The sequence below is a fragment of the Gordonia sp. 852002-10350_SCH5691597 genome, assembly GCF_001665715.1.
GTDB classification, from domain to species: Bacteria; Actinomycetota; Actinomycetes; order Mycobacteriales; family Mycobacteriaceae; genus Gordonia; species Gordonia sputi.
Genome location: NZ_LZMO01000134.1, coordinates 1 through 22,468 on the forward strand (window position 1 = coordinate 1; position 22,468 = coordinate 22,468).

At 65.9% G+C, this 22,468-nt stretch carries 18 protein-coding genes; 5 read left to right on the forward strand and 13 right to left on the reverse strand.

The annotated features are described in order from the left end of the window. Positions 1–1,618: methylmalonyl-CoA mutase (scpA, locus tag A5777_RS10500; protein WP_064862626.1), on the reverse strand; the 1,618-nt coding region annotated here is incomplete at its 3' end. Continuing rightward, on the reverse strand, positions 1,615–3,561 hold the full coding sequence (locus A5777_RS10505; RefSeq protein ID WP_005202851.1) for a methylmalonyl-CoA mutase family protein: 1,947 nt from the start codon (positions 3,559–3,561) through the stop codon (positions 1,615–1,617). The genes A5777_RS10505 and scpA, both read right to left, overlap by 4 nt. A gap of 126 nt (positions 3,562–3,687) precedes the next feature. On the opposite strand from A5777_RS10505, the gene A5777_RS10510 reads away from it, so the two are divergent. Next, positions 3,688–4,398 (forward strand): TVP38/TMEM64 family protein, encoded by a 711-nt coding sequence (locus A5777_RS10510; RefSeq protein WP_005202850.1) that lies wholly within the window; start codon positions 3,688–3,690, stop codon positions 4,396–4,398. Between the two features lie 3 nt (positions 4,399–4,401). Here the strand turns inward: A5777_RS10510 and A5777_RS10515 are convergent, their stop codons facing one another. The 3 genes from A5777_RS10515 to A5777_RS10525 form a co-directional block, all read right to left on the reverse strand. Next, positions 4,402–5,622, reverse strand: a complete 1,221-nt coding sequence (locus A5777_RS10515) for an SPFH domain-containing protein (RefSeq protein ID WP_005202847.1) — start codon at positions 5,620–5,622, stop codon at positions 4,402–4,404. Positions 5,623–5,627: 5 nt separating this feature from the next. Beyond that, positions 5,628–6,056, reverse strand: coding sequence for an NfeD family protein (locus tag A5777_RS10520; protein WP_005202845.1), 429 nt, complete (start codon positions 6,054–6,056; stop codon positions 5,628–5,630). 61 nt (positions 6,057–6,117) lie between these two features. Further along, a complete protein-coding gene (locus tag A5777_RS10525) occupies positions 6,118–6,948 on the reverse strand; it encodes a DUF3097 domain-containing protein (RefSeq protein WP_039854499.1) in 831 nt (276 codons plus the stop codon). Positions 6,949–7,090: 142 nt separating this feature from the next. Between A5777_RS10525 and A5777_RS10530 the strand changes: the two genes are divergently transcribed. Continuing rightward, positions 7,091–7,891 carry a hypothetical protein gene (locus tag A5777_RS10530; protein ID WP_064862627.1) on the forward strand — a complete coding sequence of 267 codons (801 nt, stop codon included), beginning with the start codon at positions 7,091–7,093 and terminating at the stop codon, positions 7,889–7,891. Between the two features lie 33 nt (positions 7,892–7,924). Here the strand turns inward: A5777_RS10530 and A5777_RS10535 are convergent, their stop codons facing one another. The 8 genes from A5777_RS10535 to A5777_RS10570 all read right to left on the reverse strand — a co-directional run bounded on the left by A5777_RS10535 (position 7,925) and on the right by A5777_RS10570 (position 16,631). Next, positions 7,925–9,073 carry a ferrochelatase gene (locus A5777_RS10535; protein ID WP_005202838.1) on the reverse strand — a complete coding sequence of 383 codons (1,149 nt, stop codon included), beginning with the start codon at positions 9,071–9,073 and terminating at the stop codon, positions 7,925–7,927. Next, complete coding sequence (gene inhA / locus A5777_RS10540; RefSeq protein WP_005202835.1) at positions 9,070–9,906, reverse strand: NADH-dependent enoyl-ACP reductase InhA; 837 nt, start codon at positions 9,904–9,906, stop codon at positions 9,070–9,072. The genes A5777_RS10535 and inhA overlap by 4 nt, the downstream gene beginning before the upstream one ends. Positions 9,907–9,986: 80 nt before the next feature. Beyond that, a complete protein-coding gene (fabG1, locus tag A5777_RS10545) occupies positions 9,987–10,724 on the reverse strand; it encodes a 3-oxoacyl-ACP reductase FabG1 (RefSeq protein WP_005202834.1) in 738 nt (245 codons plus the stop codon). 70 nt (positions 10,725–10,794) lie between these two features. Beyond that, positions 10,795–11,772, reverse strand: coding sequence for a VWA domain-containing protein (locus A5777_RS10550; protein WP_064862630.1), 978 nt, complete (start codon positions 11,770–11,772; stop codon positions 10,795–10,797). 8 nt (positions 11,773–11,780) lie between these two features. Further along, positions 11,781–12,719, reverse strand: coding sequence for a DUF58 domain-containing protein (locus A5777_RS10555; protein ID WP_005202831.1), 939 nt, complete (start codon positions 12,717–12,719; stop codon positions 11,781–11,783). Continuing rightward, positions 12,709–13,950, reverse strand: coding sequence for an AAA family ATPase (locus tag A5777_RS10560; protein ID WP_005202829.1), 1,242 nt, complete (start codon positions 13,948–13,950; stop codon positions 12,709–12,711). The genes A5777_RS10555 and A5777_RS10560 overlap by 11 nt, the downstream gene beginning before the upstream one ends. A 165-nt stretch (positions 13,951–14,115) precedes the next feature. Then, positions 14,116–15,570: an NlpC/P60 family protein gene (locus A5777_RS10565; RefSeq protein WP_269446999.1), complete on the reverse strand. Its 1,455-nt coding sequence runs from the start codon at positions 15,568–15,570 to the stop codon at positions 14,116–14,118. 476 nt (positions 15,571–16,046) lie between these two features. Further along, positions 16,047–16,631, reverse strand: a complete 585-nt coding sequence (locus tag A5777_RS10570) for an Rv1476 family membrane protein (RefSeq protein WP_005202823.1) — start codon at positions 16,629–16,631, stop codon at positions 16,047–16,049. A 498-nt stretch (positions 16,632–17,129) separates the two neighbouring features. On the opposite strand from A5777_RS10570, the gene A5777_RS10580 reads away from it, so the two are divergent. From A5777_RS10580 to A5777_RS10590, 3 genes are all read left to right on the forward strand, one after another. Beyond that, positions 17,130–19,964, forward strand: a complete 2,835-nt coding sequence (locus A5777_RS10580) for an aconitate hydratase (RefSeq protein WP_064862629.1) — start codon at positions 17,130–17,132, stop codon at positions 19,962–19,964. A 13-nt stretch (positions 19,965–19,977) separates the two neighbouring features. Continuing rightward, on the forward strand, positions 19,978–20,556 hold the full coding sequence (locus A5777_RS10585; protein WP_005202820.1) for a TetR/AcrR family transcriptional regulator: 579 nt from the start codon (positions 19,978–19,980) through the stop codon (positions 20,554–20,556). A 120-nt stretch (positions 20,557–20,676) separates the two neighbouring features. Next, positions 20,677–22,221, forward strand: coding sequence for an acyl-CoA synthetase (locus tag A5777_RS10590; RefSeq protein WP_064862631.1), 1,545 nt, complete (start codon positions 20,677–20,679; stop codon positions 22,219–22,221). Positions 22,222–22,468: the final 247 nt, after the last annotated feature.

Below are 22,468 nucleotides of genomic sequence, written 5' to 3' on the forward strand. Positions count from 1 at the left end.
CCAGTGCCGCATCGACGGCCGCCTGATCACGTTGTGCCCGAAGCCTTTCGAGCTTCTCGAGTTGTTCGGCCCGCACCTTGGAGTTCTCGACCTTGAGAACCTCGATCTCTTCGTCGTCGTCGACTCGGTACTTGTTCACGCCGATGAGTGGTTGCTGGCCCGAGTCGATGCGCGCCTGGGTGCGGGCGGCAGCCTCCTCGATGCGGAGTTTCGGCAAACCCTCGTTGATGGCCTGCGTCATGCCGCCGGTCTCCTCGACCTCCGCAATGTGGCGACGAGCCTTCTCGGCGAGTTGCGCGGTGAGCCACTCGACGTAGTTCGACCCCGCCCACGGATCGATGGGACGCGTGGTGCCCGACTCCTGTTGGAGCAGTAGCTGCGTGTTGCGGGCGATTCTTGCCGAGAAGTCGGTCGGCAGAGCGATGGCCTCATCGAGCGCGTTGGTGTGCAGCGACTGCGTGTGCCCCTGCGTCGCAGCCATTGCCTCGACGCAGGTGCGTGCCACGTTGTTGAAGACGTCCTGCGCCGTCAGTGACCATCCGGACGTCTGCGAATGTGTGCGCAGCGACAGCGATTTCGGGTTCTTCGGGCTGAACTGTGCGACCAGTTCACTCCACAGCAGCCGTGCGGCACGGAGCTTGGCGACCTCCATGAAGAAGTTCATGCCGATACCCCAGAAGAAGGAAAGTCGGGGGGCGAACTTGTCGATGTCGAGGCCCGCCTCAATACCGGCGCGGATGTACTCGACGCCGTCGGCGAGCGTGTAGGCCAGCTCGAGATCGGCGGTCGCTCCGGCCTCCTGGATGTGATAGCCGGAGATCGATATCGAGTTGAACTTCGGCATCTTCGCGCTGGTGTAGGCAAAGATGTCGGAGATGATCCGCATGGAGGGCTTGGGCGGATAGATGTAGGTGTTGCGGACCATGAACTCTTTGAGTATGTCGTTCTGGATGGTCCCGGCCAGCTTCTCGGGCGGCACGCCCTGCTCTTCGGCGGCAACGACATACAACGCCAGGATGGGCAACACGGCGCCGTTCATCGTCATCGACACCGAGACGGCGCCCAGGTCGATACCGTCGAAGAGCTGACGCATGTCGAGGATCGAGTCGATCGCGACGCCCGCCATACCGACGTCACCTGCGACGCGCGGATGGTCGGAGTCGTAGCCGCGGTGGGTTGCGAGATCGAAGGCGACCGACAGGCCCTTCTGCCCGGCCGCCAGATTGCGTCGGTAGAAGGCGTTCGACTCCGCAGCCGTCGAGAAGCCCGCGTACTGACGAATTGTCCACGGCTGGTTCACATACATCGTCGGGTATGGACCGCGGATGAAGGGGGCGGCGCCGGGGATCGAGTCGAGCGGATAGGGGTGCTCGGCGTCGCGGGTGACGGCGTCACGGTCGGCGCGCGTGTAGATGGGCTTGACGTCGATCTGCTCGGGTGTGCTCCAGACGACCTGCTCGGTCGAATAGCCGTTCGCCGAGGCGAGCGCATCGATCGCGTCGGCGGCATCCGACGATGCTGCGGTGGCGGCGAAATCGCCTGCGCCGTCGAGGTCGACGTCGGCGAAACTCCCGATCGTTCCCGTCTGCTGTGTGCCCGCCTGGTGCGTATCAGTCATGCCGAGGCTCCCGAGGTATCCGCCCCGACCGGGGTCGATGTGGTCAGCGTGTCAAAAAGATCCTGCAGGGTGGCGACCGCGTCGATGCCGACACGCAGCGAGCCGTCGGGCTTCGCCTGACCGTCGGATTCCGTTGCAGGCCATTCTCTTTCGGGTCCGGCGAGGAGCACGGTGCCGAGTCCGGCCGCACGTGCCGCCGCCAGCGCGGCGGGCCCGTCGTCGGCGTATCGCTGTTTAGTTCCGCAGATGACCGCAATCGGGGTGTCGGCCGCGGTTGCGAGGTCGGCGATGTCGTCGGCGGTCACCGGTCCGGGGTTGATGACCGCGATTCCGCCTGCGGCAAGGAGATTCGCCACGAAAGTGGTACGTCCGTTGTGTTCTGCGACGCTCCCGAGCGGCAGCAGCAGTACCGTCGGGCGTCGTCCGGTATCGGCGAGGACGGCGTCGGATCGATCGCGCAATGCCTCGAATGCGCGCCCGACCCGTGCGAGCCGCGGACCTCCGGTAGCGAGGCCGGTCGTGTCGGCAGTGTCCTGGCCGAGCGGCTTCTCGTCGAGGTTGGGGAATTCACTGACCCCGGTGACCGGCTTACGACGATGCGCCACCTCGACGTCGCGTCGAGCCAGCGATTCGCCGATACGGTCGGCGACCCACCCCGACGAGAGCGCGGCCCGGTAGCCACCGGCGGCCTCGATGTCGGTGAAGACCGCCCACGCGTTGGATGCGAGGTCGTCGGTGAGGCTTTCGACAAACCACGAACCGCCTGCGGGGTCGAGGACGCGGCCGACGTTGGATTCCTCGAGGAGTAGCAGCTGGGTGTTGCGGGCGATGCGTCGGGTGAACGTCGGCCCCGACGTGCGCTTCGACGCCGGCAGCGCGGCATCGTAGGGCAGGACGCTCACCTGGTCGGCTCCGCCGACACCCGCACCGAAAGCAGCAACCGTGCTGCGCAGCATGTTCACCCAGGGGTCTCGCTGCGAGTACATCGAGAGCGCGGTGACCGCGTGGGTGAGCGCACCACCGACCTCCGGCGCGTCGAGGACACCGGCGACACGCGCCCAGATCTTGCGCAGCGCACGCAGTTTCGCGATGGATGCGAACTGGTCATCGTCGACCGACACACCGAACGACACCTGGGTCAACGCCTGCGCCGGAGACAACCCGGCGTCGGTGAGATCACGCAGATGTGTGAGGGCCGCGCCCACGACGAGCGCGATCTCGAGCCCGTTGTCGGCACCGGCGGTCGCGAAGTCGGCACCGTCGACGCGGAACGTCCGTAGGGCGGGATCGGGATTCGCGACGGCTAGCGCAGTCGCCTCTGCGGCGTCGACGGTCGGTCGGCCGCTGAATGCCGCCGTCAGCGGCGAGAGTCCCAGCGAATGGGTCGTGCCAACTGTGGGCGCAATGGTCACAGGTGGCTCGGGCGCACCTGCACGGATCGCGGCGAACGCCTCTGCCGCAGCGATCCCGTTTTCCCCGACGTCGAGTGTCACCGGCGCGAGATCGAGGTAGACGCCGTCGAGCACCGTGGCGAGGTCGTCAGCCGACACTGCCCCACCGACCGCGATCCACAGGCCGCTGGTGCCGTTGTTCATGGCCTCGAGGATCTCGGTGTTGACCGCCGCCGCGCCGACGGCCGGATCGTCGCCGAACCGCTCGGTGACTCGCCACCCGGCCGTCACGTCGCGCGCGGGATCCGCACCACGAACGTAGGGAAACGCCCCAGGCAGGCCGGGCTCGGGGGTTTCGTCCTTGCGGGTGTAGAGCGGCCGAACCGTGAGGCCATCGGCCGTCGAGGTCGACAGCAGGGCTTCTGGAGCATCGGGAAGGTCGGCGACGTCAACCCGCCGCGACTTGGCTAGTACTGCAGCCGCCGACTCCGACCACCGTTGGTAGGCCTCGTCGAGTGCTGCAAGGTCTGACTGCACAGGCTGATCATTCATGTGGTCTGGCTAACCTCCGTGATGCTCCTGTTGGGCGCGTAACCGAACCTTAGCCGATCGTTCGCTCGGTCGAGTAAGTGCTCCACGGAAGCAGTTCGCACATGAGATGACGAGTAGAGTTACCCGGTGCCTTCCGAGACCGCGACCCCGACGCCTCCACGTCAGGTCGGGGACCGTGTGGCACGCAGACGGGTCATCCGAAACGCGGTCATCGCATTCGTCGCGGGCTGCATTGTCCTGTTGGTGTCGTACCTGGTCCCCGTCCCGACGGTCGCAAGTGTGCGTAGTTGGGGCCAAGACCTGGGGCCAGGGTTCGTCTGGGTCTTCTTCCTCGCGTACGCGCTGCTGACCGTGTTTCCCATCCCCCGGACCGTGTTCACGGTGTCCGCGGGCGTGCTGTTCGGACCAGTCGTGGGTCTTGCCGGTGCACTGGTCGCGACGGCGGTGGCCGCCACGCTCGGATTTCTCCTCGCGCGGTGGGCAGGGCGTGACCGGGTCACGCCGTTCCTACGCCGTCCGGTCGTCATGACGATCGACAGGAGGCTTGCTGCGCGCGGGTGGTTGGCGATCGGATCGTTGCGGTTGATCCCGATCTGTCCGTTCTGGCTGCTGAACTGGTGCGCCGGACTCTCGTCGGTGCGACTGCTCCCCTATCTGGTCGCAACGATCGTCGCCTCGGCGCCGGGCACCGTCGCGGTGGTCCTGCTCGGCAACGCCCTGACCGGCGAACGCAATCCGATGCTGATGCTCTTGAGCGCCACGTTCTTCGCCGTCGGCGTCATCGGGCTGATCGTCGACGTCCGACTACCGGTACGCGAGCAGTCGACAGCTGCGTAGACCTCACTCGGTGCGCGACGCGTCGTCGTCTGCCTGCGCTGCAGGAGACGCGGCGTCGGCCAACTCGCCCGCGGCGGGTTGCGCGGCGGCGTAGGGCAGCGACGATCGCGCGGGCCGTGTGCTCACCTCGGGGGCGACGGGCGTACGCGCAACGGCCTCGGCCTCCGCAACCGCCTGCGCGACCTTGGGGTCTGATGCGAGGGAGAACCAGTCCTCGGTCTCGGCGTCGTCGACCTCCGGGGCCGATTCGTCATGGTTGGGCTCGTACCGGAACACGCCGTCATCGCCCTGCTGAGCGAATGACCGAGCGAATCCCTGCAGCGCCGACCCGAAATCGGTGGGCAGCACCCAGACCTTGTTCGCCTCGCCCTTGGCCATCTCCGGAATCTGCTGCAGATATTGATAGGCGAGAACCTCGGGCGTCGGCTTGCTCGACTTCACCGCCGCGAAAGTCTTCTCGATGGCCTTCGCCTCGCCCTGCGCCTGCAGGTAGACCGCCGCGCGATCGCCCTGGGCACGCAGAATGCGCGACTGGCGATCAGCCTCGGCGCCGAGGATCGCCGCTTGCTTGGCGCCTTCCGCCGCGAGGATCTGGCTCTGCTTGTTGCCCTCTGCCGTCTTGATCGCCGACTCGCGCTGGCCCTCTGCCGCGAGGATTGTCGCGCGCTTCTCCCGGTCGGCCTTCATCTGCTTCTCCATCGACTCCTGGATCGACGGTGGCGGCATGATCGACTTCAGCTCGACACGGGCCACCCGCAGACCCCACCTGCCGGTCGCCTCGTCGAGAACCCCGCGCAACTGCCCGTTGATCGAGTCGCGCGAGGTCAGCGTCTCCTCCAACGTCATGCCGCCGACGACGTTGCGCAACGTGGTGATGGTCAGCTGCTCGACACCCGCGATGTAGTCATCGATTTCATACACCGCCGAGCGGGGATTGGTGACCTGGAAGTACACGACCGTGTCGATGGAGAGGGTCAGGTTGTCCTCGGTGATCACCGGCTGCGGAGGAAACGACACGACACGTTCACGGATGTCGACCCGTGCTCGGATCCGGTCGATGAACGGCAGCAGGAGCGTCAGCTGACCTGAGACGGTCCGCGTGTAGCGACCGAGCCGCTCGATCACCGCTGCTTCGGCCTGCGGGATGAGCGCCACCGATTTCGCGAGGACCACCACGACGAAGAGAACCAGGAGGATCACTACAGCCAGGCCAATGTATTCCATGGAACTCACCCTCTCCAGACGACGGCGGTCGCGCCGTCGATCTGCACGATTGTCACGTGCTCGCCCGGCTCGATGGTCTCGGCCGGATCCATCGAGCGCGCCGACCAGATCTCGCCGCCGATCTTGACCCGGCCGTCGCTGCCGTCGACCTGCTCGGTCACGACGCCGCGCTTGCCCTCGAGCGCCTCGGTATTGGTCAGCACCCGTGGGCGACTCAACATGTGGCGCTTGGCAATCGGCCGTACCAGAGCCACGAGGAGGATCGACACCACGGCGAAGACCACGCCGTCGACCCATATCGGCGGGTCGAACGCGGCGTCGACTCCCGCGGTCGCAAGAGCCCCGCCGCCGAGCATGAGAAGGACGAGATCGCCACTGAAGATCTCTCCGATCAGCAGCACGACCGCGGCGGCAAGCCAGATCAGTGCGCTCATATATTCATTGTGCCAGAACGAATCCGACAAACCGGACGTCGAGCAGAACTGCGTAGTCCGATCAGTCGTCGTCAGGCGCGAGTGTCACGAAGTCGATCAGCTCTTCCACCGACCGCAGCAACGGGACCTCGAGATCGCGAAAGTCGTTGACGCCGGCCAGGACTCGACGCCAACCATCCTGCGGAGTTCCCCACCGCAGGCGGGCGCAGATGCCGGTTTTCCAGTCTTCGCCGCGCGGGACATCGGGCCACGCGGCGATGCGTACCGACGACGGTTTCACCGCCTGCCAGACGTCGATGTAGGGATGTCCGCACACCAGCACGTTGTCACCGACTTCTGCCGTCAGCCGTTCTTCTTTGGAGCCAGCGACGAGGTGGTCGACGAGGACACCGACGCGTCGATGCGGTGCCGGCCCGAACTCCGACAGCGCGGTTTCGAGATTGTCGAGTCCGTCGAGGCTCTCCACGACGACGCCTTCGGCGCGGAGGTCGGCGCCCCATACACGCTCGATGAGCGTGGCGTCGTGCACACCCTCGACGAAGAGTCGACTCGCCCTGGCTTGCCGCGCACGTTGTTGCGGCAGCGCCCGCGATCCGGACGCGGTGCGTGACGGGGCCTGCGGCCCGCGGGTCCGTGGGCGCACGAGCGTCACCGGTTTGCCGTCGATGAGAAACGCACCCGGCAGCATCAGGAACACGCGCGACTGTCCGTGACGATCCTCGAGTCGCACGAGATCGCCGGAGTAGCTCTTCTCCAGTCCGATGACGGCACCGCAGAAGCCGGTTGCGGCATCCTCGACAACCAGGTCACGTTGGGCCGCCACCTCGGGTGGTCGCGGCTTGGCCCGCCGCGGCGTCGCCAGCACGTCTCGTCCATATCGATCGTCGCTCATCCCGGACACGCTAGGGGCAGACCGGACCCGCCACGTGTCGCCACGCCGGGCATGCCGCGGACGTGTCGGAGTCGATGCGCGCTACGCGCGTGGGGTCGGTGCGCGCAGCGCGCGTGAGCAGCCATCGGTATCGTGATTCCTCGTGACCAGTACCGACCACACCGTGACGCGAGCGTGGCCCGCATGCGCGCTCGGTGGCTGGGCCGCGGCGTGGCTGGCGGGCCGATGCTCACCCGACGATGTGGCCGACACGCTTGCGATCTTCGCCGACCGCCATGTGGTCGATGACCACACCGACCACCCACGCGTCGGCGACGACGGCGTTCTCGGACTCCTCGCTCTCCTCCGTGATGCCACGGCGATGTCGGTGCGCCTGCCGTCGGCGGGCGACCCGCACGGCCTGCCCCCGGGACCTGCCACGTCTGCGTCTTTCGCAGCGGGTGAAGTGTTGCTGGTCGACGATGAGATCGGAGATCGCGCCGGTCCCCTTGCGCTCGTCCCCCACCTCGACGCCGACGTCTGCCGCTGGTCTGTCCACCGCTACGCCGGACCGCTGCCCGCAGATCCGTCCGCGCCCGTCGGAGAAGTGGAATATCAACTGCGGCAATCGGTCTCGGAGGCAGCAGCCCTGGCGACCAGAGTCGGATCGCGTGCAGGCAACCCGCCCGCCGATCTCCGTGGCTCCGTCCGCGCGCTGACGCTGCGCAATCAGGTCGACCTCCCGCCCCACGACGACGCCCGCGCCAGCAGAGTGATCGATACGGCCGCGCAGATCGAGGCCATCGTCACCGTCGCCGGTCGAGGTGACGTCACGTTCGGCGCAACGTCGAACGAATTGCTCTCCGGCGACGGCGAATTGCGTCGACTGGTCTCGCTTGCCCGCGCCGCACGCGGCGCAGCGGTGAACCGGGTGATCTCGGAATACGTGCCGACGATCCCCTGAACTCAGCGACTCGTGGCCGTCTCGCCCTGATCGCTAAGCGCGCTGCGGTCGGCGCGCGGGGACGCAACAGTTCGGGCGGCACGTCGCGCCATTGTCGGCGCACCCGAGAGCCCGCAGATCACCGCCGCCGTCGGCATACCGGTCGATGAGATCGGCGATCAGCGTGATGAAGCGTGGATCGGTGCCCACGCTGTCGGCACGCACGTATTCCATCCCGAGTTTCTCGGCGACTTCCGCGGCCTCGTTGTCGAGGTCCCACACCACCTCGAGGTGGTCGGAGATGAATCCAATGGGACTCACCACCACTCTGGATATGCCTGCCGCGGAGAGAGATTCGAGGTGGTCGCAGATGTCGGGCTCGAGCCACGGGATCTGCGGTGGGCCCGACCTCGACTGCCAGACCTGATCGACATCTGACGGTGCAGGGCCCCCGACCGCCTCGGCCACGGCGTTCGACGCCGCGCGCACCTGCCGTGAGTACAGCCGACCACCGCCGGCCGCGATACCCTCGCCGTTCGTGGTGTCGCCGGTGCGTTCGGCGGTCTCGTCGACCGGCCCCGACGCCGCGTCGGCAGTCATCGGTACGGAGTGCGCGGTGAAGACGAGATGAGCCGGCGTATCCGAAGCGGGCAGCGCAGACACAGCGCGTCGCACGGCATCTGCGCCGGCGTCGACGAAAGAAGGCTCGGCCCAGTACTGCGGAAGTTTGCGGAGCAACAACGGGTCGTCGGCGGAATCGGCGACGCGTTCGGCGAGAGCGTCGAGGGCACGGGCGATGTCCTCGTGGTACTGGCGGCATCCCGAGTAGCCACCCCAGGCGGAGGTCGGGAACACGAGCACACGCCGGTGACCGTCGGCGTACATCTGCTCGACGGTGTCCTCGACCATCGGCTCCCAGTTGCGGTTTCCGAAGTAGACCGGAAGGTCGCGCCCCCGTCGCGCGAGCTCGGCACGCAACGACTCGATCATGTCGAGATTGAGCCGGTTGATCGGCGACACCCCACCAAAGTGGTAGTAGTGCTCGGCGACGGCCTCCAGTCGCTCGCGCGGGATGCCTCGACCGCGCGTGACGTTCTCGAGAAACGGCATCACCTCGTCGGGCCCGTTGGGTCCGCCGAACGAGAGGAACAGCACGGCGTCGAATGCCGTGCTGTTCTGCGTGCTCGAGCTCTGCGATGTCACTCGCTGAGGAAGTTCTCCGGGAACCAGGTGTTGTGGCTGGCTCCGCCGTCGACGTACACGATCGAGCCGGTAGTGCCGGGCAGCCAGTCGCTGAGCAGGGTGCACACGCTCTTGCCGACCACGACCGGGTCGTTGACGTCCCAACCGATGGGCGACGCGCCGTCCCAGTAGGTGTTGAGCATGGTGAGCTTCTTGGCATCGTCGGTTGCCGTACCCGAAATAGCCTTGGCTGCAAGGGTTTTGATCGGACCCGCGGCGACGAGGTTCGAGCGGATCTTCTTCGCGTAACCCACTTCGCGTGCCACGTAGCGGTTGACCGACTCGAGTGCGGCCTTGGCCACGCCCATCCAGTTGTAGTCCGGCAGTGCCGTGCGCGGGTCGAAGTCCATGCCGACGATCGATCCGCCCTCGTTCATCACGGGCAGCGCCGCGCGAGCGAGCGAGGCGTAACTCCATGCCGAGATCTCGAACGACTTCGCGACGTCGGGACCAGGACCGTCGAGGAAGGGCACGGCGTCGGGGCCCATCAGCGTCTTCGGCGCGAACGCGATCGAGTGGACGAGGCCGTCGACACCCTCAGGCGCGAGTTCGCGCACCTTGTCGGCGAGCTCGCCGAGGCTCTGCTCGTCGGTGACGTCGAGCGGAATCGCGGGCGGCACCTCCTGCGGAAGTCGCTTGGCGATGCGGTCGATCAGCCGCAGTCGTTCGGGGATGCCGGTGATGATCACCTTCGCACCCTGCTCCTGCGCGACCTTTGCCGTGCTGAACGCGATCGACGCGTCGGTGATGATGCCGGTGATGAGGACGGTCTTTCCGTCCAGGATTCCGCTCACAGTGCTGGGCTCCTCTGCGGGTAGGCGTGTCTGTGGATGGTGTCTGTCGGTGTGCGGCTGGGGGTGTGCGGCTGATACGGCTAGTGGCCCATACCGAGGCCGCCGTCGACGTTGATGACGTTTCCGGTGACATAGGCCGAGTCGTCGGACGCGAGGAAGCTGACCACAGCGGCGACTTCTTCTGGCTGTCCCATGCGCTTGGCGGGGATCGCCTGGTCGACGGCTGTCTTGGTGTACTCCTCGGGCAGCGACCGGGTCATGTCGGTATCGATGAGGCCGGGCGCGACGACATTCGCGGTGATGTTGCGTCCGCCGAGCTCGCGTGTGACCGAGCGGGCGAGGCCAACCAATCCGGCCTTCGACGCCGCGTAGTTGGCCTGCCCCGGGGTACCCATCAGCGCAACGACCGAACCGAGGTAGATGAATCGACCCCACCGCTTGCGCAGCATGTCGCGCGTCGCGGCCTTGGTCACGCGGAATGCGCCCGTCAGGTTGGCATCGACGACGTCCTCGAAGCTGTCGACGCTCATCCGCATCAAGAGAGTGTCTGCGGTGATGCCCGCATTCGACACGACCACCTCGACCGGACCCTGGTGCTCGGCGACCTCTTTGAACGCGGCGTCGACGGACGCGGTGTCGGTGACGTCGCACGTGACGCCGAACAGCCCCTCGGGAGCGCCGGAGCCACGGTGGGTGACCGCAACCTTGTGGCCGTCCGCGGAGAGACGACGAGCAACCGCGAGACCGATGCCGCGGTTGCCGCCGGTCACGAGAACCGAACGCGAGACACGGCTGGGAGATTCATTGCTCTGCGACATGGGTAACAAACCTATCCGTTGCGGGTACGTGTGCCGTCGGCAGGGTCGATGCCGGGATGCTCGGCGCCGATCAGGGTAATCGCTGGTTGATGAGCATCGCCCCACCCGCGGCGAGGATGACGAAAATCGTGCCGGCGAGCAGCCAGGGCCACGAATCGTCACCCTTGCGGTACTCGTAGCCGATCTCCTCCTGCAGGGTGCTGTAGACCTTGTTCAGCTCATCGAGACTCGACGCCGTGAAGAACCGGCCACCGCTGAGGTTGGCGATCTTGCGCAGCGACTCGTCGTCGACGGGAACCGGAACCTGATCGCCCTCGAGATCGACGGTTCCTGTCGAGGTACCGAACGAGATCGTGGACACCGGGATCTTCTCCTCTTTCGCCTTGCGGGCGGCGGTGAAGGCTCCGCGCGGATCGTCCGGGTCGTCTGGCACGGTCTCTTTACCGTCGGAGAGCAGCACGATGCGCGCGGGTGGCGCGCCCTCGTCTCCGCCGAGCACCGCGTTGAGCGTCTGGATCTGCTGCAGAGCGGCGAAGATTCCCTCACCGGTCGCCGTCTTGTCGGCGAGCTGCAACTTGTCGACCGCCTGCTTGGTGGCATCGTGGTTGGGCGTCGGGGTCACCAGGGTCGACGCCGTACCCGCGAAGGAGATCAGTCCGAGGTTGATGCCGTCGGTGAGGTTGTCGGCAAACTGTTTCGCCGCCGCCTGTGCCGCCTTGATTCTCGACGGTGCGACGTCGGTGGCGTTCATCGAGCGCGACACGTCCATCACCAGGATCACCGTCGCCTTGTTCCGCGGGATCTTGCGGTTGGCCTGCGGTCCGGCGACTGCGACGACGAGCAGCACCAACGCCAGGAGCAGCGCGACCATAGGTGCGTGGCGCAGCCAACGCTTCCACCGCGGCTCTGCGGGCACGATGCGGTCGAGCATCTCGGTGTTGGCGAACTGCAACGCCCGCTGACGCCGCATGCGGAGCATGTACCAGTAGCCTGCGCCGAGAGCGGCGACGAGGACGAGCGCGAGCAACCACCAGGGGTGCGAGAACACTGTCGTCCTCACCCCACCCCGGCGGCGAGTCCGCGGCGACGACGCCCCACGAACTTGACCATGTCGTTGATCCAGTCCCGATCGGTACGCAGCGACAACACGGGTCCGCCACAGCCACGGATGGTGCGATGCACCTTCTGCTGGTGAGCTCGGGCGGCGTCGGCGAAGTCGCGTCGCAGCGACTCGGTGATCGTGACCTGTCTGATCTCGCCGGACTCGGCGTCGGCGAGTGTGACGTCACCGATGGGTGGCAACTCGAGATCGCGGGGATCGAGGACCTCGATCGCCAGGAGTTCGTGATGCGCGCCGATGGCGCGCAACGAACGTTCCCAGTCGATCGGACCGAGGAAGTCGCTGATCACGACCGCAAGGCCACGGCGGCGCTGCGGTCGACGCAACGCTTCGAGCCCGGCCTTCAGATCGCCACGCACGCCGGGTGCTGCGCGACGGGTGGTCGCGATCGTCTTCAGCAGGCTCAGATCGTGGGCACGCCCGGCGTGGGCGGGTACGCGGACGATCTTGTCGCCGGTACAGACCACCGCCCCGTGGCGATTACCGCCACCCGAGGTGAGATGCACGATGGCCGACGACGCCGCCACCGCGAGTTCTCGTTTCGTGTGGGCGACGGTGCCGAAGTCGAGGCTCGCGGATGCGTCGACGACGAGCCAGGTCTCCAGCTCACGGTCGGCGATCATCTGACGGACGTGAGGTTGGGTCGTGCGCGCGGTGACCGACCACTCCATCCGCCGGATGTCGTCGCCGGGCTGGTAGGGCCGTGCTTCTCCGGGTTCGGAGCCCGGTCCCGGAATCAGTCCCTGGTGTTCGCCCTGCAGCACGCCGTCGAGCTTGCGGCGCACCGTCAGTTCGAGCGACTTCAGCGCTGCCGAGAGCTGAGGTTCGTCGAGCAGGCCTGATTCGAGCGATGGCAGTGTGCTGTTAGCCGCCATACCGCGCTGACGTCTGGTTGGCCGGTCCCGCCGGGTAGCGGCCCTGCGCCCCGTTCACCGGCTGTACCTGTTGCGGCTGCTGCGGGTTCTGACCGGGTGCACCGTTCACGCCCGGGGCCTGGGGCCCTGCGGGCTGACCCGGCATCGGCTGACCGGGCACTGCCTGGACCGGCGGCCCCTGCTGCTGCACCGGCTGGGTACCCACCTGCGGCAGTCCGATGGTCTGCAGGATGCGGTTGATGATCTGATCGGCGGTGACCTCGTCGGCGAGAGCGTCGTAGCTCAGCACCAGACGGTGACGCAGGACGTCGGGGATCAGCTCGACAATGTCGGCGGGGATCACGTAGTCACGGCCGCGGACCAGTGCCAGCGCGCGCGCAGCTGCGACGATGCCGAGCGTCGCGCGCGGCGAGGCTCCGTAGGACAACCAGGAGTCGACATCGTGGAGGCCGAGCTCAGCGGGACGTCGGGTCGCGTTGATGACACGGACGACGTAGTCGACGAGCGCGTGGTGGACGAACACGTTGGCCGCGGTCTCCTGCAGCCGGATCGTCGTCTCCGGATCGAGGATCTGCGACGCACTCGGTGGGACATTGCCCATCCGGTAGACGATCTCGCGCTCCTCCTCGACCGACGGGTAGTCGACGAGGATCTTGAACAGGAAGCGATCGCGCTGCGCCTCCGGCAGCGGATAGACGCCCTCGTTCTCGATGGGGTTCTGCGTCGCCATGACGAGGAACGGACTCGGCATCGGGTAGGTGGTGCCACCGATCGAGACGTGCCGCTCGGCCATGACCTCGAGGAGCGCCGACTGGACCTTTGCAGGCGCGCGGTTGATCTCGTCGGCGAGGAGGAAGTTCGCGACGACGGGGCCGAGCTCGGTGTCGAACTCTTCGCGACCCTGCCGATAGATGCGGGTTCCCAGGAGGTCGGTGGGCACGAGATCCGGCGTGAACTGAACTCGGGAGAAGCTGCCGCCGATGACCTTGGCGAACGTCTCGACCGCGAGCGTCTTGGCGACACCGGGGACACCCTCGAGAAGGATGTGCCCGCGAGCCAGCAGTCCGACGAGGATGCGCTCGACGAGCTGATCCTGGCCGACGATCACACGCTTGACCTCATAGATCGCGCGTTCCACGAGCTTCACGTCGTCGTCGCTGAGCGTCACCGCTCCCCCGGCTGAGTTCGACGCAGCCTGCGCCTGCTCAGTGTTCGGATGCGAAGAGGTCAACCCGTACTCCTAAGGTTCGTCCGGATCCCGGCCCGGCCGGGTTATGTCCGCGCAGAATCGGTTGCCGACATGATTGCAAGCCAGCGTAGCCGTGCGTCCTGAAAACGCGCCAAGAAGGTCGTTCGGATGGCGTGGCACACCGTTGTCAGCTCAGTACCGGGACGGTCAGAGCAGCCGCACCACGTTGGGCATCGCACCAGCCGTGCGCAGCGGAGACACCTTCACGACGTCGCCGGACTGCGGCGCCTCGACCATCTTGTTGTCGCCGAGGTAGAGCGCGACGTGCTCACTCGCATTGGGTCCGTAGAAGATCATGTCGCCACGCTGCATCTGCGCCAGCGGCACCTGGGGACCCGATGTGTACTGGTAGCCCGTGTAGTGCGGGAGCTGGATGCCGACGCCGCCGAACGCGTACATCATGAGACCCGAGCAATCGAAGCCGACCTTGTTGTAGTCGCCGTAACTGTCGGCGACACCGCCGTCGCGAATACCGAGGGTGGGGCCGTTGGCGTCGCCGCCACCCCACGCATAGGGCACGTTGAGCTGCGAGAGCGCACGGTTCACGACGATCTCCACGGCCTGCGGGCCACGCAGGCCCGGACGTACCGGCCCGCCGCCGCCACCCGACGAACTGCCGAACAAAGTGCCGAGGCTGCCGGAACCGAGCCTGCTGGCGATGCTGTCCGCACCGGACGATCCCAGCGAGGCTCCCCCGAGTCCGAGTTCATCCAAGAGCTCCGAGTGCGGGATCTGCGCCTGACCGACCATCGCCGCGAGCGCCTTCTGTCCCAGGTCTCCCGCGAGTCGAGCGGCGGCCTCCGCGGCTACCTGCAGTGCCTGGTTGTCACTCGTCCCGTCGACCTGAGTTGCGCCGGGCGCGCTCGGACGAGGTCCCGGCAGTCCCGGGATTCCGGGGAAAAGCCCCGACAACAGATCGGTCGGCGCGGGAGCGTCTACCTTCTTGGGCGTCGTGACCGTGCCGCGCAGCTTGTCGAGCTGCTGCTGGACCGTATCGCGTTGCGCCACGAGCGAGTTGCGACGCTGCTGCTCGTCGACCATCGCCGACCGCGCTTCGCGTACCGCGGCGAGCGCGTCGTTCTTGCGTTGCTCCGCGCCGGACGTGGCAAGCGCTGCCTGACGTTTGAGAGCCTGCAGCGCAGAGACCCTGTTGGCCTGTTGGTTGCGGGCCACCTGCAGACGACGGATCGTGTCCTGCTGGTTGCGGGCGACACGGTCGAGAGTCGACATCCGCTCGAGCACCCGATCGGGGTTATCCGAGGACACGTACTTGGTCATCGAGCTCGACGTGGTGCCGTTCCGATAGACGTCGCGGATCAGTGCGTCGAAGGACTTCTGCGCATCTTTGGCAGCACCGTTGGCCTTTGTGAGCGAGTTCTCGGCGCCGGACGCGGCCTGTGTGGCCAACTGCTGTGCGGCGATCGAGTTCTGGTAGTCGGCAAGCGACCTGTTGGCGTTCTCCTGGCGAACGGCCACCGCACCGTCGAGATCCTTGATGTTCTGGTTGGCCGTCGCGATCTGATTGATCAACGTCGACACCGCGCTCGTCGGCTTCTTCGGCGCGGTCGCGCCCGGGGCGGCCAGTGCCTGTCCCGCACCCATTCCGCTGAGCATCGCGACCGCAAGTACGGCCCCTAGACGTGCAAATCGCGGTGTGCCCCGCCTGGGGGTACCACGAGCCACACCGGTGGTCACTCGCCTCACGTGAAACTCCTCGCCCTCGCCGGCGATGTCATGCCTCAAGTCGCGCTGCCTCGAGTCGCACGCATCTCCATGTCCGAACACAGGGTGCACGTCTTCCCCAACCATCCAACGTGCATCACCTACCACATGTGGTGCATTGGATACCAACAGCAACACAAGTGACATGAGAACCGTACGTCACATCGGACACACGAGAAAACCGCTGCAACGAATTACATACAGGTGATTACCTGGGAAAATGCCGTGAACAGCCCAAAGGGCGAGATGACTCGCCAGGTATCGAATTGGCAACAGAGCGTCGAACGACGACGAGACCCGGTTGTGCCCTACGAGCGGGGGTCGGCGGTTGGCGACGTGAGATTTTCAGACGGGTGTCAATGAGTGGACGACGACGTCGCCGACGCCACGTCCTCGCCCGACGCAGATGCAGCCGATGGCGACGACTGTGTGACCGGTTGTGCGACCTCGCCGCGCCGTCGACGTGCACGTATGGTGCGCGCCCGCGCGAGTACGGCTCCGATGATCGTGACGACGATCAGCAGAATGGTGACGAGCGTCCAGTCGATCTGCGGTGACGTCAGTTCTTCGTACATCTGTGTGGCGGCGACGGACGGATTCTGCAGCGTCAGGTCGTCCATGGCCTGCTCCTGCACCACACGACTGAAGTCGGCCGAGGAGCTACCGACCGAGTTGGGGCCGATGACGAGGACGGTCCCGCCGACCTCGGACTGCAATTGGGTGGCGATGTCGCGGTAGTAGGTGAAGTTCGGCTGTGGCTCGGTCAGGACGACCACGTTGAGGTCGTGCCCGTCGGACTGTGCGCGGGCCACCAGGGCGCGAAGCGCGGGTTCCTGATCGGCGGGTGCGGCAACGTGGTCGGCGAGCAGTTCCTGCCGCAGGCCTGTCATGTCGACGTTCGCAGGGATGATCGCGGGGTAGCCCTGTGGACCTGGACTCATCAGCTGTACCCAACTTTCTGCTCTGCAGTAGAACCCCATACCCGGAAGGCATGCGCGCTGCCACGCCAATCCTGCCCAATGGCCGATCGCGGTCGGGGACCCACCCCCGCGTGTCACCTAAGAAGGTTTCGCAGCCATTAAATGTCGCCGACGCGCACACGACCGCGTGACCCTCGCCTCGTGGCATGCGCCAGAATGGAGGATGCTGGAGGTAGGCGGTAAGCGGGCGTGTCGCGTGTTGTAAACAGTACAGCCGTACTGTTAAGATGACATGGTGACCACGGCGGCCCCGTGGCCGCCCCGCGAGGGCAGGGAGGCATCGGTACCACCCACCGGCGCCACCGACAGCACTCGAACACCCGGCGCAGCCCGTCGGGTCACGGTCGGAGTCGACGAGCGGCGTTCGTCGACGAGCCGGCCACGCAGTCCACGTGCGCACACGTGAGATGTCGAACGACGCCGACGCAGCCCGTCGGCACGAGGAGAGTGGATTAAGTCGTGAGTATCAATTCCTTTGGCGCCCAAGGCACCCTAGAGGTGGGCGACAAGTCGTATGAGATCTACCGGCTGAGCGCTGTCAAGGGAACCGAGAAGCTCCCTTACGCACTCAAGGTCCTCGCCGAGAACCTGCTTCGCACCGAAGACGGCGCGAACGTCACCAAGGACCACATCGAAGCGATCGCCAACTGGGATCCCTCGGCCGAGCCGAGCATCGAGATCCAGTTCACCCCGGCTCGCGTCATCATGCAGGACTTCACCGGCGTTCCCTGTGTGGTCGACCTGACCACCATGCGCGACGCGGTCAAGGAACTCGGCGGCGATCCCGACAAGGTCAACCCGCTCGCACCCGCCGAGATGGTCATCGACCACTCCGTCATCATCGAGGCATTCGGCAACGCGCAGGCATTCGAGCGCAACGTCGAGATCGAGTACCAGCGCAACGAAGAGCGCTACAAGTTCCTCCGCTGGGGCCAGGGCGCATTCGACGACTTCCGCGTCGTCCCGCCGGGCACCGGCATCGTGCACCAGGTCAACATCGAGCACCTCGCCCGCTCGATCATGGTTCGCCCCAACTCCGAGGGCACCGAGGTCGCCTACCCCGACACCTGCATCGGCACCGACTCGCACACCACCATGGAGAACGGCCTCGGCGTGCTCGGCTGGGGCGTCGGTGGTATCGAGGCCGAGGCCGCCATGCTCGGCCAGCCTGTCTCGATGCTCATCCCGCGCGTCGTCGGCTTCAAGCTGACCGGTGCGGCCAAGCCGGGTGTCACCGCGACCGACGTCGTGCTGACCATCACCGACATGCTGCGCAAGCACGGCGTCGTCGGCAAGTTCGTCGAGTTCTACGGCAATGGTGTCGCCGAGGTCCCGCTGGCCAACCGCGCCACCATCGGCAACATGAGCCCCGAGTTCGGCTCCACCTGCGCGATCTTCCCGATCGACGGCGAGACCATCAACTACCTGAAGCTCACCGGCCGCAGCGCGGAGACGCTGGCCCTCGTCGAGGCATACGCCAAGGAACAGGGCATGTGGCTGGAGAAGGACGCCACCGAGCCGCAGTACTCCGAGTACATGGAGCTCGATCTCTCGACGGTCGTCCCGTCGATCGCAGGCCCGAAGCGTCCGCAGGACCGCATCGAACTGTGGGATGCCAAGAACGCGTTCCGCAAGGACATCCACAACTACGTCGAAGAGGGCAACACGCCCGCCTACAACGGTGTCGACGAGTCGAACGCGGAGAGCTTCCCCGCCTCGGACTCCCCCGCCATCGACCCCAATGGCGCGAAGCTCTCGTTCGCCGATGACGGTTATGAGCCCGCCCACAACGCCAGCAAGGGTGCTGAGGGTCGTCCGTCGAAGCCCGTCAAGGTGTCCTCGACCGAGCGTGGCGACATGATCCTCGACCACGGCATCGTGACGATCGCGTCGATCACGAGCTGCACCAACACGTCGAACCCCTCGGTCATGCTCGGAGCGGGCCTGCTCGCCAAGAAGGCCGTCGAGAAGGGCCTGACCTCCAAGCCGTGGGTCAAGACCTCGATGGCCCCCGGGTCGCAGGTCGTGACCGGCTACTACGAGAAGGCGGGCCTGTGGCCGTACCTGGAGAAGCTCGGCTTCTTCCTCGTCGGCTACGGCTGCACCACCTGCATCGGCAACTCGGGACCGCTGCCCGAGGAGATCTCGAAGGCGATCAACGACAACGACCTGACCGCGACCGCGGTGCTCTCGGGTAACCGAAACTTCGAGGGTCGCATCAACCCCGACGTGAAGATGAACTACCTCGCGTCGCCGCCGTTGGTCATCGCCTACGCGCTCGCAGGCACGATGGACTTCGACTTCGAGTCCGATCCTCTCGGCCAGGACGAGGACGGCAACGATGTCTTCCTCAAGGACATCTGGCCGACCAACGAGGAGATCGCGCAGACCATCGCCAGCTCGATCAGCCCCGAGCAATACGCGGCGGACTACGCCGACGTGTTCAAGGGTGACGAGCGGTGGCGGAGCCTGCCCACCCCCGAGGGCAAGACCTTCGACTGGGACGACGAGTCGACCTACGTGCGGAAGCCTCCGTACTTCGACGGCATGAAGCTCGAAGCCGATCCGGTCTCCGACATCACGGGCGCCCGCGTGCTCGCGAAGCTCGGCGACTCGGTCACCACCGACCACATCTCCCCCGCCTCGACGATCAAGCCCGGCACTCCCGCCGCGCAGTATCTCGACGCGCACGGTGTGGCTCGCAAGGACTACAACTCGCTGGGTGCCCGCCGCGGTAACCACGAGGTGATGATCCGGTCGACCTTCGGCAACATCCGCCTGGCCAACCAGCTCGTCGACGTCACCGGCGGCTACACCCGCGACTTCACGCAGGAGGGCGCTCCGCAGTCGTTCATCTACGACGCCGCGCAGAACTACGCGAAGGAGGGCACCCCGCTGGTCGTGCTCGGCGGCAAGGAGTACGGCACCGGTAGCTCGCGTGACTGGGCCGCCAAGGGCACCAGCCTGCTGGGCGTCAAGGCCGTCATCACCGAGAGCTTCGAGCGCATCCACCGCTCGAACCTCATCGGCATGGGCGTCATCCCGCTGCAGTTCCCCGAGGGCGAGTCGCACAAGTCGCTGGGCCTCGACGGCACGGAGACCTTCGACATCACCGGCATCGAGGAGCTGAACAACGGCACCACGCCGAAGACGGTGCACGTCACCGCCACCAAGGAAGACGGCTCGAAGGTCGAGTTCGACGCCAAGGTGCGCATCGACACACCCGGTGAAGCCGACTACTACCGCAACGGCGGCATCCTGCAGTACGTGCTCCGCAACATGATCAAGAGCTGACAGGGCGATAGCAGTGCCCAAGGTCAGTGATGACCGCCTTGCCGCGCGTCGTCGGGAAATTCTCGACGGCGCGCGGCATTGCTTCGCCGAGTACGGCTACGACGGAGCAACGGTCAAACGCATCGAGGAGTCGACAGGACTCTCTCGCGGTGCGATCTTTCATCATTTCCGCGACAAGGAGGCGCTCTTCCTCGCCCTCGCGCGAGAAGACGCCGAGCGTATGGCCGACGTCGCGGCAGAGCAGGGTCTCGTTCAGGTCATGCGCGACATGCTCGCGCGCCCACAGGATTTCGATTGGTTGGGCACGCGGCTGGAAATCGCGCGGAAGCTCCGCACCGATCCGACGTTCCGGTCGGCCTGGCTGGAACGCTCGGCTGAGCTCGAGAAGGCCACTCTCGATCGACTCGAACGCGGCCGTGAGACCGGCCGACTGCGAGACGACGTCCCCACCGACGTTCTGCTCGACTACCTCGACCTCGTCCTCGACGGGCTGATCACGCGATTGGCATCGGGACGACCTACCGACGACCTGTCGGCCGTCCTCGACCTCGTGGAGGCGTCGGTGCGCTCGCGCGCCACGGCGGAGTCATGAGGTAGGCATCTGCCATTGTGGCAATCTCGGCCCACCGAACTATCGCTCGGTCTACGATCTCGCATGAGATGCCGATCACACTCGGCATCGTTCGCACCCCGCGTCATCGAGGAGATCGTCGTGTTCCCAGGAACCATCGCCGCAAGCACCCCTGACAAAGCCGCCGTCGTCGACGCCGCGACCGGAACCACCCTGACGTACCGCGAACTCGATGACAACTCCGCGCGGTTGGCGAACCATCTCGACGAACTCGGCCTACGCCCGGGCGACACCATCGCGATGGTGTCGCGCAACAACCTTCACATGTTCGAGGTGTATTGGGCAGCGCTGCGCAGTGGGCTCTACGTCACCGCGATCAATCACCACCTGACCGCTGACGAAACCAGCTACATCCTCACCGATAGCGCGGCGAAGGTACTGTTCGCCGATGCCGCTGTGGCAGAAGCGGTCTCGACGAGCGGCACCATCGAAGCACTTGCCGAGCCAGGTCATCGCATCGCCTGGGGTGGGGTTATCAACGGCTTCGATGACTACGACGACGTGCTTGCAGCAGCACCGGACACACCGCGCACCGACGAACCCCGAGGGACCGACATGCTCTATTCGTCGGGAACCACGGGACGCCCCAAGGGGATTCGCACACCACTACCGGACGGGTTGGTCGCGGAGATCCCCGATGCGTACACCGCAGTCTTCGGCCCGCTGTACGGATTCGACGCCGAGAGCGTCTACCTATCCCCTGCGCCGCTGTATCACGCTGCGCCACTGCGCTTTTGCGGCGTCACCAATTCTGTCGGGGGCACGGTGGTGTTCATGGACCACTCCGAGCCGGAGGAAGCGCTGAGACTCGTCGAGGAGTATCGCGCGACGCACAGCCAATGGGTGCCGACGATGTTCATCCGGATGCTCAAGCTGCCCACGGATATTCGCGACAAGTACGACGTGTCGAGCCTGAAGGTGGCGATCCACGCCGCAGCTCCGTGCCCCGCCGAGGTCAAGCGCGCAATGATCGAATGGTGGGGTCCGGTGATCCACGAATACTACGCATCGACCGAAGCCGCGGGCGCGACGTTCATCGGCCCCGAGGACGCGTTGACACATCCCGGTTCCGTCGGGCGAGCAGGTATGGGCGTGATCAGAATCTGCGACGACGCCGGCGACGAGGTGCCCGTCGGCGATGTCGGCCTCGTGTACTTCGAGCGCGAGACGCCTGCGTTCGAGTATCACAACGACCCGGGAAAGACAGCGTCGGCTTATCACCCACAGCACCCGACCTGGGCCACGACAGGCGACATGGGCTACGTCGACGACGAGGGATTTCTGTATCTCACCGACCGCAAGGCGTTCATGATCATCTCCGGTGGCGTCAACATCTATCCGCAAGAGGCGGAGAACGTTCTCATCAACCACCCGGCCGTCTACGACGTCGCAGTGATCGGTGTACCCGACGAGGATCTCGGCGAGGTCGCCAAGGCGCTCGTGCAACTCGATCCGGCCTACGAGGCCTCACAGGCGCTTGCCGACGACCTGCTCGACTTCGCGGGCGAATCGCTTGCACGGTACAAGGTTCCACGCTCGGTCGATTTCGTTGCAGATCTACCTCGCACACCCACGGGCAAGCTGGTGAAGGGTGAACTCACCAAGCGGTATGCGGCGTCGAGGTGAGCAGTGCTCACCGTCGAATACGTGAATGACACCGGGTAACGCGTCGATAACGGTTCTTCACGTGTGCTAACAATCCCCCTCCCGATTCGGACTCATCAGACATCGGGGGTCACACAGTGATCCGAACCGGGTCGGGGAGAACACGAGTCCGCTCATGCGTACCGTCACGTTGAATCGCCCCGGGTTTGCTGGAGGCTCTCGAACCTGTGAAGGATGGAGAGCATGGCAGCACCTCGGAAGTACAGCA

What these genes read in the sequence shown, in the direction of transcription:
- A5777_RS10505 (WP_005202851.1), bottom strand. Translation starts at nt 3,561, where the DNA reads ATGAATGATCAGCCTGTGCAGTCAGACCTTGCAGCACTCGACGAGGCC.
- A5777_RS10515 (WP_005202847.1), bottom strand. Translation starts at nt 5,622, where the DNA reads ATGGAATACATTGGCCTGGCTGTAGTGATCCTCCTGGTTCTCTTCGTC.
- A5777_RS10520 (WP_005202845.1), bottom strand. Translation starts at nt 6,056, where the DNA reads ATGAGCGCACTGATCTGGCTTGCCGCCGCGGTCGTGCTGCTGATCGGA.
- A5777_RS10525 (WP_039854499.1), bottom strand. Translation starts at nt 6,948, where the DNA reads ATGAGCGACGATCGATATGGACGAGACGTGCTGGCGACGCCGCGGCGG.
- fabG1 (WP_005202834.1), bottom strand. Translation starts at nt 10,724, where the DNA reads ATGTCGCAGAGCAATGAATCTCCCAGCCGTGTCTCGCGTTCGGTTCTC.
- A5777_RS10555 (WP_005202831.1), bottom strand. Translation starts at nt 12,719, where the DNA reads ATGGCGGCTAACAGCACACTGCCATCGCTCGAATCAGGCCTGCTCGAC.
- A5777_RS10565 (WP_269446999.1), bottom strand. Translation starts at nt 15,570, where the DNA reads ATGGGTGCGGGACAGGCACTGGCCGCCCCGGGCGCGACCGCGCCGAAG.
- A5777_RS10570 (WP_005202823.1), bottom strand. Translation starts at nt 16,631, where the DNA reads ATGAGTCCAGGTCCACAGGGCTACCCCGCGATCATCCCTGCGAACGTC.